The 15010-nt window shown below is 61.0% G+C and carries 11 protein-coding genes; 2 read left to right on the top strand and 9 right to left on the bottom strand.

All coding sequences use genetic code 11. The features are described from left to right. Nucleotides 1-51: 51 nt before the first annotated feature. Nucleotides 52-645 carry an acetolactate decarboxylase gene (locus tag ABD05_RS35360; protein WP_053059984.1) on the bottom strand — a complete coding sequence of 198 codons (594 nt, stop codon included), beginning with the start codon at nucleotides 643-645 and terminating at the stop codon, nucleotides 52-54. Between the two features lie 23 nt (nucleotides 646-668). On the opposite strand from ABD05_RS35360, the gene ABD05_RS28345 reads away from it, so the two are divergent. Further along, complete coding sequence (locus ABD05_RS28345; protein WP_338012464.1) at nucleotides 669-1478, top strand: response regulator transcription factor; 810 nt, start codon at nucleotides 669-671, stop codon at nucleotides 1476-1478. Here the strand turns inward: ABD05_RS28345 and ABD05_RS28340 are convergent. From ABD05_RS28340 to ABD05_RS28320, 5 genes are all read right to left on the bottom strand, one after another. Further along, the gene (locus ABD05_RS28340; protein WP_047903261.1) at nucleotides 1475-7039 is read right to left on the bottom strand and encodes an ATP-binding sensor histidine kinase; all 5565 of its coding nucleotides are present in this window, start codon (nucleotides 7037-7039) and stop codon (nucleotides 1475-1477) included. The genes ABD05_RS28345 and ABD05_RS28340 overlap by 4 nt on opposite strands. Before the next feature lie 271 nt (nucleotides 7040-7310). After that, nucleotides 7311-8234 (bottom strand): LysR family transcriptional regulator, encoded by a 924-nt coding sequence (locus ABD05_RS28335; protein ID WP_047903260.1) that lies wholly within the window; start codon nucleotides 8232-8234, stop codon nucleotides 7311-7313. 123 nt (nucleotides 8235-8357) lie between these two features. Beyond that, a complete protein-coding gene (locus tag ABD05_RS28330) occupies nucleotides 8358-8915 on the bottom strand; it encodes an ester cyclase (RefSeq protein ID WP_047903259.1) in 558 nt (185 codons plus the stop codon). A 65-nt stretch (nucleotides 8916-8980) separates the two neighbouring features. Beyond that, nucleotides 8981-10162, bottom strand: coding sequence for an MFS transporter (locus ABD05_RS28325; protein ID WP_047903258.1), 1182 nt, complete (start codon nucleotides 10160-10162; stop codon nucleotides 8981-8983). Nucleotides 10163-10313: 151 nt separating this feature from the next. Beyond that, nucleotides 10314-11198, bottom strand: coding sequence for a LysR family transcriptional regulator (locus ABD05_RS28320; protein ID WP_047903257.1), 885 nt, complete (start codon nucleotides 11196-11198; stop codon nucleotides 10314-10316). A gap of 127 nt (nucleotides 11199-11325) precedes the next feature. On the opposite strand from ABD05_RS28320, the gene ABD05_RS28315 reads away from it, so the two are divergent. After that, entirely contained in the window at nucleotides 11326-11793 is a 468-nt protein-coding gene (locus tag ABD05_RS28315) for a cupin domain-containing protein (protein WP_148669154.1), read from the top strand. Nucleotides 11794-11898: 105 nt separating this feature from the next. Here ABD05_RS28315 and ABD05_RS28310 read toward each other — a convergent pair whose 3' ends face one another. The 3 genes from ABD05_RS28310 to ABD05_RS28300 form a co-directional block, all read right to left on the bottom strand. Next, a complete protein-coding gene (locus ABD05_RS28310; protein WP_420796374.1) occupies nucleotides 11899-12939 on the bottom strand; it encodes a polysaccharide deacetylase family protein in 1041 nt (346 codons plus the stop codon). A gap of 229 nt (nucleotides 12940-13168) precedes the next feature. Further along, entirely contained in the window at nucleotides 13169-14503 is a 1335-nt protein-coding gene (locus ABD05_RS28305) for an MFS transporter (protein ID WP_082146247.1), read from the bottom strand. A 36-nt stretch (nucleotides 14504-14539) separates the two neighbouring features. Beyond that, nucleotides 14540-14932 carry a 5-carboxymethyl-2-hydroxymuconate Delta-isomerase gene (locus ABD05_RS28300; protein ID WP_148669153.1) on the bottom strand — a complete coding sequence of 131 codons (393 nt, stop codon included), beginning with the start codon at nucleotides 14930-14932 and terminating at the stop codon, nucleotides 14540-14542. Between the last annotated feature and the right edge of the window lie 78 nt (nucleotides 14933-15010).

The following is a 15010-nucleotide window of genomic DNA, read 5'->3' as shown; positions in this document are numbered from 1 at the left end:
ATGTCTCCAGATCTCAAAGTCGTCACATTGCATGGCTGCCCCGTCTTCCATTCAGGTTTGCAACGATTGCGTCCGCAGGCAGTGCCAGATGAAATCGGTAAGTGGTTCCATCCTGAGTCGCAATGTGCCTGAGATGCACGCGACGAGATGACCGGTTCCACGACGCCCCGGCGAGACGAATTGAAAGTGATAGCCGGGCAGACTGAACACGCTGGACACACCGGGCGACCACAGACCGACGACGGTGCCGGACACGTCCGTCAGCTCACACACAGAAATATTGCCGCGAATGGCGTGGGGATATAGCCCGGCAGACTTTGTATCATGCGTAGGCTCGGTACGAATCAGCGGAAACACGCCATCGAGCCGGAACGCGTAGAAAATATGACTTGACGGACGCCTCGCATCACACAAGGCCTGGAGCTTCGAGAGCGATTCGGAAGGCGGGATCTCAACGTCGATCAACGGTTCGAATTCGGTGAAGGTGGCAAGTGGCATCGCTGCGGGATCGGCCCATGGCCCGATTTCGCGCCTCGTGTCCGTTGCATGCACGGCCCGGCATTTCGTATCGAATGAGTCGGCCGGCGCGCCAACGTCATGAGCAGACTCGCGCAGCGTCGTGAGTGCGTCGGTGTCATTCAACATCGGAACCTCTGTTCGGCTGGAAGATGGCCGCGCCACGTCCAGACCAGGAAGCGGACCGCCGCTCATACGCGACATGGCAACGTCGACGTCCCAAGTATGCGTTTGACCAACGACTTTTTATTGAACAAAATCACCGGCAGTTTTTTGAAATGAACGCCGCGACGCCGGAAAGCCCGGCGCTCGCCTTATACACTCATAGGCGCCAGATGGGGAACACCGAAATAGCCATGGTCCATATCGTCGACGACGACGAACCGTTTCGCGACGGCCTGAGCCGCTTATTGCGCTCGGTAGGGCTGCGAACTGCGCTCTACGACACGCCTGAAGCGTTCGTGACCAGCCACCGACCACTCGTCCCTTCATGCCTCGTGCTCGACGTGCGTCTGCGCACCAGGAACGGGCTGGCACTCCATGAGGAGTTCATGAAGCTCGGTCTGAACATGCCTGTCATCTTTGTGACCGGCTACGGTGATATCGAGATGTCCGTCAAGGCGATGAAGGCCGGGGCGCACGACTTCTTACCCAAACCGTTCCGCGAGCAGGACATGCTCGATGCCGTGTCCCACGCGATCGAAAAGGACCGCGAACGTCTGGCTCGAGAACACGAACTCGCCGACCTGAGAAATCGCTATGAATCTCTGACGGCCCGCGAAAAGCAGGTATTGGGATTCGTGCTGGGCGGACTCATGAGCAAGCAGATCGCGACGGAAATTCACCTGAGCGAAATCACCGTCAAGCAGCACCGCGGTCAGATCATGAAGAAGATGGATGCTCGGTCGATTGCCGAATTGGTACTCATGACCGCTTCGCTCGGCATTCAGCCGACTCGCTAATTGCGCATTTCTGACGGATCACCCGTTCGCCGGCCGAATTCTTCTGCAGCCGATATCTGTTGCGCGGGCAGAACGAATCGGAACGCGGCCCCGACAGAGTCGACCGCCGCGACGTCGAGCGTGCCGCCGTGTGCTTCCACAATCGAACGACAGATCGACAGGCCCATACCGAGCCCGTCGACCTTGGTTGAGTAGAATGCCTCGAAGAGCCGCTGCAGGTCGCCGTCGCCGAGGCCCGGGCCATTGTCACGCACCACAACGGCAATCTGACCAGTGCCGAACGCATGCGCATCGACGAAAATACGGCGCCGGCGATCCGTAATGGCACGCAGCGCTTCGATTGCGTTGAGCATCAGATTGATCAGCACCTGTTGGATCTGCACGCGGTCGGCAACGATATTCGCCAGATCCTTGGCTACGTTTTCCTCGATCACGACGTGCTGGTTTCGGCATTCGCGGTGCAACAGAACTTTCGTTTCTGCAATCAGATCTCCGAGGCTCACGAGCCCACGATGCGGCGTTGCTCCACGTGCGAGGCTGCGCGTGCCGCGGATCACGTCGTTCGCGCGGTTTCCCTCGGTCACGATACGCTGCAATGCACAGCTGACCTCGCCGAGATCGGGCTCCTCGCGTAGTAGCCAGCGCAAGCCCGCCGTGCCGTTCGCAATAATGGCCGAGAGCGGTTGATTGACTTCGTGCGCAATCGACGCGGCAAGCTGACCGAGCATATGGACCCGCATCACGTGTGCGAGCTCATTTCGGGCGACCTGCAGGGCTTGCTCACGCTCCTCGCGATCGGTGATGTCCATCGTCGTGCCGACGTAGCGCGGCGACTCTTCATTACGCGTCTGGATATCGCCGACTGCCTCGAAATGCCGGCTCCCTGCTTCGTCCTCCAGACCGCGGAACTGAAAACGAAATCCTCTCCTGTTCCGCACCGCGTCATCAAGCACATGTCGCACGTGATCGCGGTCGTCAGGGTGAGTCGCCTCGAGAAGGCGGTCTAGCGTCACCGGTTTCCCTGCACTCTCCAGCCTTAGCATATGCAGAAGTTCGATAGAACACGTCACCTTGCCCGATTCCACGCACCAGTGCCAGTTTGCCGTACCACTGATTCGCTGCGCCTGCGCCAGTGCGGCCTCCTTTTCGCGCAGCATTGCCTCTATCCGTCGCCTCTCGCTATTTTCCTCGGATATGTCCGCGTACAGCCTCGCGACCTCCATCGAGATAACGGCCTGGGCGAGCATCCTCTCCAGCACCGCCAGCTTTCGAGCGGGAAGCGCACTCGCAGCCCGGTGACACTCGAGATACAACGCGCCGACCGATTGACCGTGCTTGACCACCGGCACGCACAATGCGCCGACTATGCCGCCCGAACGGAAATAGGCATCCGACGCGTAACGCTGTCGAATTGCCGTCTGGTCGAGCACGAGCGGCCGGCAATCTGCGATTACGCCATGAATGAACCACAACGGGAGCGAAGCCGAGACGGGGCCATCCAACCCAAGCTCCACCGTTACCGCCTCCCCGTCACGCCGCGCAATCGCGAATGTCTCCAGTAGCGCGCCACGTCGCAAGAACGCACCGAAGTCCGCATCCACGTACGCGAGCGTCGACGTCATGAGGTTTCGCATCAGCCGCTCGACAATGACCTCGCCCGAAATCGCGTGCGTCGTGTCGATAAGGTAACGTACGTCGTCATCACTCAGATGCTGATCGTTCGTGGTGTCCGGGCGTGCGCGGGCGTTGCTGTCCTGAACGGCGTACTCCATTTCGAGTTGCTCGGCCTTTGCCGAGGCGCCCCATTTTCGATAGGAGGAACAAGCTCGGTCGGCGTAGCTTTGGCCGAGTCCTTCGAGCCCGTGCCGTAGACAAAAGGTAGCCGCGCGCTCGAGTGCGATGGCTTCGTAATGTACGAAGCCGTTTTGCTTCGAGAGCCGCACGGCTGATTCGTAATGCCCGAGCACTTCGAAATGGCGACCGTCACATCGCGCAGCCTCGGCGACCAGTAAATCCCGCTTGTCGGAAAAAGTGGCATCGCAAGAATTGGCCCACTGCGTCAGCTTCTCGATGGATACCTGTAACTGCTCGCGACGCGCACGAATTCCTTCACGGTCCGTCGTGCCTCGCTCGTTCGCATCATGAATTAACGCGGCGCAGGTCAGACCGCGGAAGAATCGAAGTTCGAACAGCTGAAAGAAGCCAGTCAAGGACCAGGCTACCGCTTCGGCCCGAACGAACGCGTCCTCCGATTCCGCATAAGCCCCTGCCATATAACACGCCACGCCCTTCATGATCCAGTACATACAGCAAAGGCTGGCATTTCCGTCATCCTTCAGGCGACTCTCGAAGTCAGCTTCGCTGAACGTCTCGTGATCAAAGCACGCGAGCGCTACGGTCCGGCCGGTCATCGCGTCGACGAAACAGCGCTGGACGACCATCATCTCCGCAAGATCACGAAAACCGGCACGCAGTCCGAAAATCCGCCCTGCTTCCACTTCGCGCCGCACTTCGTCGAGCGGAACTCCGATGGCCAGCGAGTTCGTCACCAGGATGCTGCGTACCGTGCACGCGATATCGAACTCGCCGGATTCGTGTGCCGCCTCGTACGCCTGCTGGATGATCTCCCGTGCCACGTACAACGGCTGCGTCCAGCAACTGACTAGTTCGAGTCCCACCAGTGTCTTGGCCTTGGCTGCGAGAAGCCCTCGTGACAGTACCAGGTCCCGCGCCAGCAAACCGAATCGGTAGCCATCGTGGTAACGGCCCAGCAATTCACCGATCGCCACACCGAACGAGCTGAGCGCATGTGCCGAATTGGCCGTTACGCCGTAATCAAGCGTGAGCTCGACCATCTTAGCCAGATGGAGCACGAAGAGGTTGCGGCTGGTATAGAAGCTCGGCAGCAACAGACTTGATAGCACATTGACCGCCACGACCATTCGGTGATCCGTCATGTCGGGCAAGTTCATCAGCGACTCGATCGACCGGCCCGTCAGCTTGGCGAATACCACCTCGCAGCCCGCGTGGACCGCATCGTCTCCCGGATACTGAGCCAGGCTGATCCCAAAGTCATCCCGCAGAAATCGAAGCGCAATGGCCGCCGCCGCCTCGTTGCGCGATCTCAACATGTTGAGGGTTACCTCGAGCTGTACCACATCGGCTCTCTGCTCCCGGGTGAGTCGCGCGTTGTGCAATCGGGTTATCGAAGCCTCGGCGGCGTCGAGCGCGCCGCGCAGCAGGTCACAATGCGCCGCTTCATGGACGATCTGCACATGGAGGGGATCACGCACCTCAAGGTCGTGCGGATGCATCAGCCCACTGCCTGCTTCGAGGTACTGCGCCGCTGCGCCGTGCGCACCGGAGGCTTTCGCACACATGGCTGCCTCCAGATTGCTCCGCGCCGCGTCCACACGCTGCTCGCGCGAAACAAGCAACGATCTCGCACGATTCAAATGGTCGGCGACGTCGAATCGCAGTGCCGGATCGTTCGGCATGGCCCTCAGGATCGTGGCTATCCGCAGGTGCCATTCCGCGCGTTCGCTTGGACGCTGCATCGAATGCATCACTTCCCGAATGCGATCGTGAACGAACGAGTAATCACCGCTGCGACGCATGATCATTCCGGCGACTACAGCTGGTTGCAGGCGAACGTGCAACGCTTCCTCGTCGAGGTCGACGGTGCGGGCGAGCACATCCACCTGCGCGACGTTGCCGATGCATGCCATGGCGAAAAGCACGTCGCTGGTGGGTTGCGGCAATGCGCCGGCACGTGAGCGTATCAACGCCACGAGATTCGGTGCGCCCAGCGCGGCATTGACTTGTTCCGGCGTCCATTCCCAACGTCGACTCACCAGGTTGCGCGTGACGATGCGCTCATCGACGAGCTTCCGGACGAGTTGGAGCGTGAATAGCGGATTACCGGATGTGCGTGCATACAGGAGTTCGGCAAGCGGCATGGTCTCGCCTGGATTCGTGCCGAGTACGTCGCCGAGGAGTTCGGCTGCCGCGTTGCCTTGCAACGCGTCGATCCGCAGGGAATGGATCGTCGCCGCGCATGCGGGTTCTACCTTCAATTTCCCCTGCGGGTCATCGCGCACATCATCGGCTCCGTCGCGCGAGACCACCACAAGAAGGAGGAAAGAGATCGCACTGCGCTCCAGCATTTCGGTCACGAATCCGAGGGTCGCGTCATCGGCCCATTGAATATCGTCGAGAAAGATCACGAGCGGATGAGCTGGCAGTGCAAACACATGCAGAAAACGGGCCAGCGTTTCATGCCAGCGTGCACGTACCGAGTCCGCTCTTATGTCAGGGGCAGGCGGTGGATCGCCCAGCAATGTACGCGCCTCTGGAATCGCGTCGGTGATCAGCGCACCAAGGCCACCCACTGCGCTCAGCGCTGCCTGCCGCAGTTGCTCCAGGTCGGTGCGTTCGGCGATCTCGCGGCTAATGAGACGACCGAGCATCTCGCACAGCGTCCGATATGGAGACACACCAGGGTGCGGGTCGAACTTGCCCGCCGCAACGAGCCATCCGTTCTCCCGCTGAATACGACAGAACGTATCGACGACAGCCGACTTTCCTGATCCCGCTGCACCGGATGCGCACACTAGCGCGGTGGTGCCACGCTGGGCGACCTCTTCGGCCCACTGATTCAGCACGTGGAGTTCGGAGTCGCGCCCGTACAGACGACGCGGCCGGTTCAGCGGCGGTGGCGCATCGTAAGCACCGAGTTGGAATGCGGGTATCGCGCGCCCCCGTGTCAGCGCTGCGAGCGCACACCGCAGATCTGCTTCCACGCCAGCCGCAGACTGGTAGCGATCGTCGGCCTCATGCTCCAGCAAGCGCGCAACGATATCGGCAAGCGGTCGCTGAATTTGGCTGATGCTCCCGACTCCCACAGATCGAACAGACGCAACGGGCCACCGTTGCGCCTCGCTCGCGGATGTGGATAACGGTTCGATCAGCAGCCCGTGCATCCAGCAACCGAACGCATACAGGTCAGCGCGATGATCGACGTAGCGGTTCGACCCTAGCCGCTGCTCCGGTGCACACCAGACCGGTGCGAGTCCGCAATCCGACATGCGCTCATTCGAGTCCGGCATGAAGCGTACGCGCGACGCAATTCCGAAATCGGTAAGCCATGCTCGGCGTAGATCGACGCTGACGAGTATCGCATGCGGGCTCAGGCCTCCATGCGTGATACCGCGACCGTGCAGTCGCCTGATTGCGTCGACCACGCCAAGCGCCAGCACGAGCCGCTGCGTAATATCGAGCGTCTCGGCACATAGGGCGGCGAGCGGATCACCGCCAGGATCGGCAAGTGCCAGTGCAATCTCGTTTTCGTGGCGCGTGAGACCGATCGGCACGGCGGCCCAGTCGGGGTCGAGCTGGTTTGCCAGCGAGAGTTCGTTCTGAAAGCGGGCCTCGGCCGAGCGCGATGGTACGTTGGCGGGAAGCGTTACGAGCAGGACCGGTCGTCCCCCGTCGCTCAAGCCGCGTTTGACGATCAAGCGGTCGGATCGAATGACTGCAAGCTGAATGAACGATCGCTGCATGTTCTCGGTGATTTCGTGGCAACGCTTTCGGGATGATATGCCGGGCATACGAGCCGTATAAGGACGGCGAGCGGACATTCCGTGAAGGGATACCACGCGCCCGGCCCACGCATGATAGGTCCAAGTCGCCTTGGACAGGCGACAAACATTCGCGGCATTCCGGCATCACAGAAACGACTCGAAGCCATGAGAGCCGCCGACATCCCCTCGCCTCGCTCACAGGCCGCAATGATCTCCACAGGTCCAATCGACCGCCACCGAGAGCCGCAAACTATCTCAGGAACGGCGCCAATGCTTCTGAGGCTTCGGAGAACCGCTTCTCGAGGAAGTCGAGCAATGTGCGCACGCGCGGAGCCATATAAGGCGTGCGTTGAAAGAGCGCGTTCACAGGCACGTCCGGGCAGCGCCACTCCGGCAGGAGCAGCTTCAGCCGCCCAGCCTGCAGATCGGCGCCGATGTCCCAGATCGACTTCATGGCCACGCCGCAGCCTTCCATAGCCCATTCGCGGGCAAGCGAACCATCGTTGGTCTGACGTGAACTGTCGAGCGGCGCGGTGAACAACGCGGTCTCCCCATCGCGCGCGAAACGCCAGTTGTTCGCCGCGCCCGCTGCCGAAGAAAGTACGATGAACCGATGCTCGCGCAAATCGTCGGGATGGCTCGGCATACCGTGCGCAGCAATGTAGTCGGGCGACGCACATAGCGCGCGGCGATTGTCGGCCATGCGCTTGGCGACCATCGAACTGTCGGCCGGCACGCCGAAGCGGATCGCGAGATCGATGTCGTCCTGCAGCAAATGCGACAGCGAATCGGAGAGGACGAGCGTCAGCGTGACGTTCGGATGGCGTTCGTTGAATTCGTCGAGCCATCGACGTAGCACGGTGCGTCCGAAATCGGAGGTGGCCGATACGCGCAACGCCCCACTCACCGATTCCCGTCCGGCCTGCAACGCCGCGCGCGCATCTTCCAGGGTTTGCAGCGCATGCTGGCAGTGTACGAGATACAGGCGGCCTTCGTCCGTGAGGCGCAGCTTGCGGGTCGAACGCTCGAACAGCTGCGTATGGAGTTCTCCCTCGAGCTTTACGAGCCGGGCGCTCGCCGCGGCGGGAGACAGACCGAGCTTTCTGCCGGCAGCCGAAAGACTGCCTTGGCTTGCTGTTTCAACGAAAAGGCGAATATCACCGAGATTGTCCATGATCGCGTCACGCGAAAAGAATATTGGGTTGTGCCGCGCGATGCCCCGCGTGGACCCGGGCATGGTAACGCGATGCGGATCGACCAAGGAAAGGCCGACCGGCAGGATCGGCCCCAGACCCGCTTACTTGGCGACCACGCCGAGCTGCTGGAGGAACGTCAGATTGTCTTCGAGATGCCAGTTGTCGGCGATCTTGCCGTCGCGAATGCGATAGATGTCCGTAGCGATGAAGTCGACCACCTGCCCCTTTCCCTGCACGCCGTTGAAGCTGCCCGTGAAGTGACCGGTGAAGTGCAGATGGGTGATGACGCGATCGCCTGCGACGATCATCTGTTCGACCTCGGCGTGAACGTCCGGCACGGCGCCATGGAAGCCCTTCGATGCCGCCAGGGGCCCCGCGATGCCCTGCGGCCGGCCGGCGGGCAACGTGCGGTCGGTGAAATCGGCCGCTAGCGCCTCGCGAGCCTGTGCCTCGTCGCCCGTGCTCCAGAACGTATCGTAGAGGCGTGCCGCACGGATCTGTTGTTCGGCCTGATGCTTCGAGAGACTCTTGTCGACAATCAGCGTTTTCGGCTGCACGAGATTGTCGTCGGTGGCGGAAACGGCAGGCAATGCGGCAGCGGCCGTGGCGGCTGCCAGCGCGACGCGGGAAACGGTGGAAAGGACGGTGCTGGATTTCATGTCAGGCTCCTTGGTGGTGTGCTCGATGAACGGATTGAATCCGGAAGTGACGCGACTTGGGATGTTCAGGCTGTAAGACGTGCTGCGCGATTCGTTTGTGCTGCCTCGCGTCGATCGATCCGGGACGCGAAAGCGGTCACCGCAATCGCCATCAACGTCACCGCGGCGGCCACGAGCGGCAGCGTGTCGAGTGCCTGCCCGTGCGAAAGCGCCAGGCCGCCGAGCCACGCCCCCATCGCGTTACCCACGTTGAACGCGCCGATGTTCAGCGTCGATGCGAGGTTCGGTGCGCTTGCAGCTTTGCTCAGCACGCGCATCTGCAGGCCCGGCACGGTCGCGAATGCTGCAATGCCCCAGATGAAGATCGTCACAACCGATGCCACGGGATGATGCATGGTGCGACTGAACACCACCATGATCGCGACCAGCAGCACGAACACTCCCATCAACGCCCGCATGACGCCGCGATCCGCAAGCTTGCCGCCAAGTGCATTGCCGATAGCCAGGCCGATGCCGAACAGCACAAGAATCTTCGTCACGCCGCTCGGCGCGAACCCGCCCGCCTGCTCGAGCACGGGCGTGATATAGGTGAACACAACGAACATGCCGCCGAAGCCGAGCACGGTCATCAGCAGCGCGAGCAATACCTGCGGGTTCTTGAGCACACCGACTTCATGCGCAAGGCTCGCGGACTGTACTTCGTGCGTTTTCGGCACAAGCGCCACCAGAGCCAGCGCCGCAAGCACGCCAGCACCGGCGACGGACCAGAACGCGGCGCGCCAGCCGAGCATCTGGCCAATGAAAGTGCCGAGCGGCACCCCAAGCACATTCGCGAGCGCAAGACCGGTAAACATCAACGCTACGGCGCTTGCACGCTTGTCCTGCGGCACGAGCGACGCGGCGACGACCGACCCGATGCCGAAGAACGAACCATGCGCGAACGAAGTGACGACGCGGGCGATCATAAGGCTCGTATAACCAGGCGCGACCGCGCACAGAATATTGCCGACGATGAAGATCCCCATCAGCAGCAGAAGCGCCCACTTGCGCGGCATGCGGCTCGTGAGAACGGCGAGCAGAGGCGCGCCGACGGCGACACCCAGCGCATAGCCGCTCACGAGCAGCCCCGCCGACGGGATGGAAACCGAAAGCGACTGCGCGACATCAGGCAGGATGCCCATGATGACGAACTCCGTGGTGCCGATGGCAAAGGCGCTCAAGGCCAGCGCGAGAATGGGAAGTGGCATGGCTGTCTCCAGGAAGGCGGCGAAGCCGCAGTGGACATGGAGTCATTCTGCTTGCCACCGTGCCGATTGATAATTGGCCTGCGTCTTGAATTATTTTCAATCCACACAAGAAAATCGGCGGGATCGCGGCACTCGCATGATCTGGCCCCGATCACTCCTCACCGGCCAGGGCGTTGACCAGCGCACGCACGCGAGCGGGTCTCGTACGCGATCCCGGCATCACGAGATTGATGGGCAGCGGAGCGGGACGACAGGTCGGCAACACTTCCACGAGCGTGCCGCTACGCAGGTGGGCATTGGCGAGGAACGCGGGGAACTGCGCGAGGCCCGCGCCGAGTGCGGCGGCTTCCGCGAGCGCTTCACCGTGGTCGATGCGGAAGCCCGACTCGATAGTCAGCGCGACCGTTCGACCGTGCTCGATGAACTCGAGTGGCCGGTCGCGGCCGGTGGTCGGCATGCGAAACGCAATCAGGCGATGCTTCCGCAAATCGTCAACTGAACGAATCGTCGGGTTGGCCGCCAGGTAATCCGGATGCGCACAAAGGATCAGCGCCTGCTCGCCGATGCGACGGGCGACAAGCGAAGAGTCGTCCAGTGCACCGAACCGCACCGCCGCGTCGATACCCTCGTCGAGAAGGTTGACGCGCCCATCGGCAAGGCGCAGGTCGATTTCCAGTAGCGGATGACGTTGCTGCAAGCGCGTAAGAATCGGCAATAGAACGCGTGAACCATAGCCGACCGGCGCCGCGATGCGGAGTGGGCCGGCAGGCTCGTCGCGCGCGCCGACCGCCCCCAAATCGAGTGCCTCGATTTCTTCGATCAAGCGTTCACTTTTCGTATATAGCTGCCGCCCTTCCGCCGTGAGACTGACCGAACGCGTCGTGCGATGAAAAAGCTGTACGCCGAGATCCTTCTCGAGCCGTGCCACGCTTTTCGCAACGGACGAAGGCGCGAGGCCGAGGTCGCGCGCGGCCTTCGCAAAGCTGCAATGACGCGCGACGGCCGCGAAATGGACAAACTGGCTCAGGTTCTTCATCAGGCAATTCCGGACAGCATGTCTTCAGTGATACGACTCACGCATCGGTTGAATCCTCGCGTCGTTCGCATAAATTAAGTGGCATCACGCTTATCCCGCCCATCTCCCATTGAAAGGACCATGAACGGTGTTCATCCTCAACCAGACACCCGCTGAATATGATTTCGGCGGCTCCCGCACCCGGCTTGTCGTACCTGGCGAGCACACCGGCGGTGCGTGGTGCATGCTCGAAATCTTCGCGCCCGCCGGTCGCGCCACACCCGTGCACCGCCATGAGCGTGAAGACGAAACACTGATCCTGCTGAGCGGCGATCTGGAGGTCGTCGTCGACGGCACGCCGCATCACTTGCATCCCGGCGAAAACGTGGTGCTTGGACGCGGCACGACGCATCAGTTCGTGAATCGCGGCGCAACGACTGCGCACTATCTGCTCGTGTGCTCGCCGGCCGGCTTCGATCGCTTCGTCGAGACGTGCTCCGATACGTACGACGGCGCTGCGGTGCCGGCACCGCCCACCGACGCGTCGAAGACTCGCATGCGCGAAGCGGCAAGCCGGTTCGGCATCGTCCTGATACCTCCTCCAGCGCAGCAATGACACCTCGCACAACGACCACGCCGAGCAGGGGCTCATGCTCTGCCGGTCCGGCAATTCGAGCGACTCCGCACGATCGAACCGGTGCGGAGCCGCTCGGGCAGCGCCCTAGATTGTCTCGCTTTCGCGTACCGTAATCGGGCTTTTCAGTACGAACCGTGCAATGTCGTCCTTGCGCATGAACGCAACGCCGGGATGGCTCTTCGCATAACGCAGGAACGCGTCCCATGCACGCGTCATCTGCGGCGTTCCGCTGATACGATCATGCGCGCTGATCGACATCATGCGTCGACGCGTTCCCGCCTCTTCGTACAGCTGATCGAAGTCGAACTTGATCTGTTCGAGGAATTTGTCCGGAGAGTAATTCCGGCCCTCGACCAACAGGATGTCGTTATTGCGCAGCGTGTACGGAACCACAACGAAATCCTTGCCATTGACCTTTTCGATGAACGGCTCATCACGGCTCGTATCATCGATGTGATACACGTAGCCGAGCTCCTGCAGCAACGACAGCGTGTTCGGACCGCGTCGCAACCAGTTCGCGTTATAGCCGATCGGGCGTTGACCTGTCACCTCTTCTACCATCGATCGCGCCTGGATCAGGAATTCGCGTTCCTGTGGTCGCGACATCGCGTACTGCGAGTTCCACGTCGGCCCGTGGCCCGACGCTTCGTGGCCGCGCGCCACGATCTCCCGAGCAAGCTCCGGATGCCGCTTCGCTGCCTCGCCGATCATATGAGTCGTCACCTTCACGTCATGACGATCCCAGAGATCCAGCATCCGGGGAATCCCTTCGCGGTATCCATACGCAAACCACGCTTCGGCGGCAAGATCGGCGGGGACACTCGCCGGGAAATCGACCTTCGGGAACGGATTGTCTGCGCCCTTCGGGGGCTGCCCGCCCGCCTCGAACTGCATCGAGATTGAAATAACCAGCCGCGCGCCGTTAGGCCAGAATTCTCCCTGCCCAGACGCAGCTACCGCGCTCAATCGGGGACTACTCGTTTGCGCGCTGACCTGTGCCGTTTGAAGCATCGCACCGACGGCGAAAGCGCCTGCGCCGACGCCGGCCTTGGTCAGGAAGGAACGGCGCGTCGGCTGATCCGGCGCCTGATTGGCTGGATCACGATCCGCTTGATCGACTTGAATTGCCATGGATAATCTCCTCATGACGCGCAAGCGCGTCTCTGTCACCGCATTGCGGTGCATGATGACGAATGAACAGGTATTGAATGTCGCGCCAAACCGTGCGCGTGAAATGAATTTTCGGCAAGCACCCATACTTTGAAAATGGGCCTTGAAATGAATAGACTTTCAATCCAGACCAAAAAATTCCTATCCCATCGAGACACGGCACGCAAACTCCGCATGCATCTCTTCAAGGCCTCGCCGCCCGCCGATAAATAGCGGTGAGTACCGCCGCAGCCAAAGCACTCAGTGCCAGCAACATGGTCGGCCCGATCGCATCGTGATGACGGTCCTTCAACCACCCAAACGCGATCGGTCCGGCAAAGCCCGCGAGGTTCCCGAAACAATTGATCGTCGCGATCCCCGCTGCCGCGGCCGTGCCGGTCAATCGCATGGTCGGCAGGTGCCAGAACAGCGGCAATGCCGTCAGCGTGCCCGCAGCGGCTAGCGAAAGCCCCGCGATCACTGCAGGCAGAACGCCACTGAACAACGCGCTCACGATGAAACCACCCGACGCCACACAGGCGCCGCCTACAACATAGGCTGCCCAGTTACCTGCACGGTCCGCGCGACGTGCTCCGATATTCATCGCCAGCACCGCAATCAAATAAGGAATCGCACTGCAAAAGCCGATCCATGACAGTTTCGTCAGACCCGCGTCCTTGACGAGCGTCGGAAGCCAAAAGCCGATTCCGTACAGACCGACGAGAAGCAGGAAATAAATCGTCGTCAGCAACACCATCTCCGATGCCGACAACCGAGATGCGCGCTGCGTCTCCTCGGCACGACCTGCGTTGACATCGAGGCCTCGCAACACCGTGTCCGCCTCTTCCGGCGACAGCCAGCGTGCATCGGCCGGGCGGCTCGGTAGCAGATAATGCACGACGAGACCCACGACGACCGTCGGCAGGCCTTCGATGACAAACGTCCATTGCCATCCGGACAGCGCCGCGAACCCGTCGAGATTCGTCATGATCCAACCCGACAACATGTTGCCGACAATGCCCGCGACCGCCGTCGCGCTCATGAACAGCGTCGTCATCCGACCGCGCCGGTGAGCAGGAAACCAGTAGGTCAGGTACAGCACGATGCCAGGGAAAAATCCGGCCTCCGCTACGCCAAGGATCAACCGCTGCAGATAGAAAGTGGCTGGAGAATTGACCCACGCCGCAGCAGCCGAAACGATACCCCAGGTCACCATGATGCGGGCAATCCACAAGCGCGCGCCCACACGATGCAGCAGAAGGTTGCTCGGTACTTCGAACAAAAAATAGCCGACGAAGAATATGCCGGCGCCGATACCGTAGACGGTATCGCTCAATCCAAGCTCACCCGCCATCTGCAGCTTCGCGGCCCCGACGTTAACCCGGTCGAGATACGCAAGAACCTGTGCAACCAGAAGCAACGGCATCAGTTTCCAACCGATGCGTCGATAAAGTGCGTCGAGATCCTTTGGCAACAAGTTTGCCGGGATTGCTTTTCGTTCGTCGGGCGTATCGCACCCGGTGCTGCGCGTGATGTCCATTTCAGTCTCCATGAATTCTTGTTGACACGTGCCAGGTCACGTAGACGCGCCGGTCTCGGCGTTGGTCCCGTCACGAACGGTCTTGATGTAAGGCGCACCGCTGAAATCGCAGACGAGTACGCAGCACTGCCAGCCGAACGCCGGTTGGATACGCTCGACGTCATCTCGCACGACGTCGTGAATCAGTCTCCCCATTTCGTGCAGTACCCGCTCGCTCCTGGGCTTCGTCAGCAACAACCTGACGACGACGAATTCGTTTGTCGGATCATCTCCGGACAAGAACTGTTCGGCCGTATAGGTTCGGCTCTTCAATTCGGCGAGCAAAGCATGCCCTTGTGCTGCGAGCCGTTCGTGCAACGTACTCATCAACGATCGGAAATCGACCAGCCGCGCAATTCGGGGCGTAGATTCAATGATCAGATGCGGCATATCTTCACCTCTGTTGAGAGCATGCGTTGGCGAGAGGTTAGGACCCGGGCCAGTTGATGTAAATTAATGTCTTACGTA

This window comes from Burkholderia pyrrocinia, assembly GCF_001028665.1.
Taxonomy (GTDB): Bacteria; Pseudomonadota; Gammaproteobacteria; order Burkholderiales; family Burkholderiaceae; genus Burkholderia; species Burkholderia pyrrocinia.
Note: the sequence above shows the minus strand (reverse complement) of the source record. Positions and strands in the feature narration are given on the sequence as shown.

Coding starts and splice junctions, on each gene's coding strand:
- ABD05_RS35360 (WP_053059984.1), bottom strand. CDS start 645: ATGTTGAATGACACCGACGCACTCACGACGCTGCGCGAGTCTGCTCAT.
- ABD05_RS28345 (WP_338012464.1), top strand. CDS start 669: ATGGCCGCGCCACGTCCAGACCAGGAAGCGGACCGCCGCTCATACGCG.
- ABD05_RS28340 (WP_047903261.1), bottom strand. CDS start 7,039: ATGCAGCGATCGTTCATTCAGCTTGCAGTCATTCGATCCGACCGCTTG.
- ABD05_RS28335 (WP_047903260.1), bottom strand. CDS start 8,234: ATGGACAATCTCGGTGATATTCGCCTTTTCGTTGAAACAGCAAGCCAA.
- ABD05_RS28330 (WP_047903259.1), bottom strand. CDS start 8,915: ATGAAATCCAGCACCGTCCTTTCCACCGTTTCCCGCGTCGCGCTGGCA.
- ABD05_RS28325 (WP_047903258.1), bottom strand. CDS start 10,162: ATGCCACTTCCCATTCTCGCGCTGGCCTTGAGCGCCTTTGCCATCGGC.
- ABD05_RS28320 (WP_047903257.1), bottom strand. CDS start 11,198: ATGAAGAACCTGAGCCAGTTTGTCCATTTCGCGGCCGTCGCGCGTCAT.
- ABD05_RS28305 (WP_082146247.1), bottom strand. CDS start 14,503: ATGGACATCACGCGCAGCACCGGGTGCGATACGCCCGACGAACGAAAA.
- ABD05_RS28300 (WP_148669153.1), bottom strand. CDS start 14,932: ATGCCGCATCTGATCATTGAATCTACGCCCCGAATTGCGCGGCTGGTC.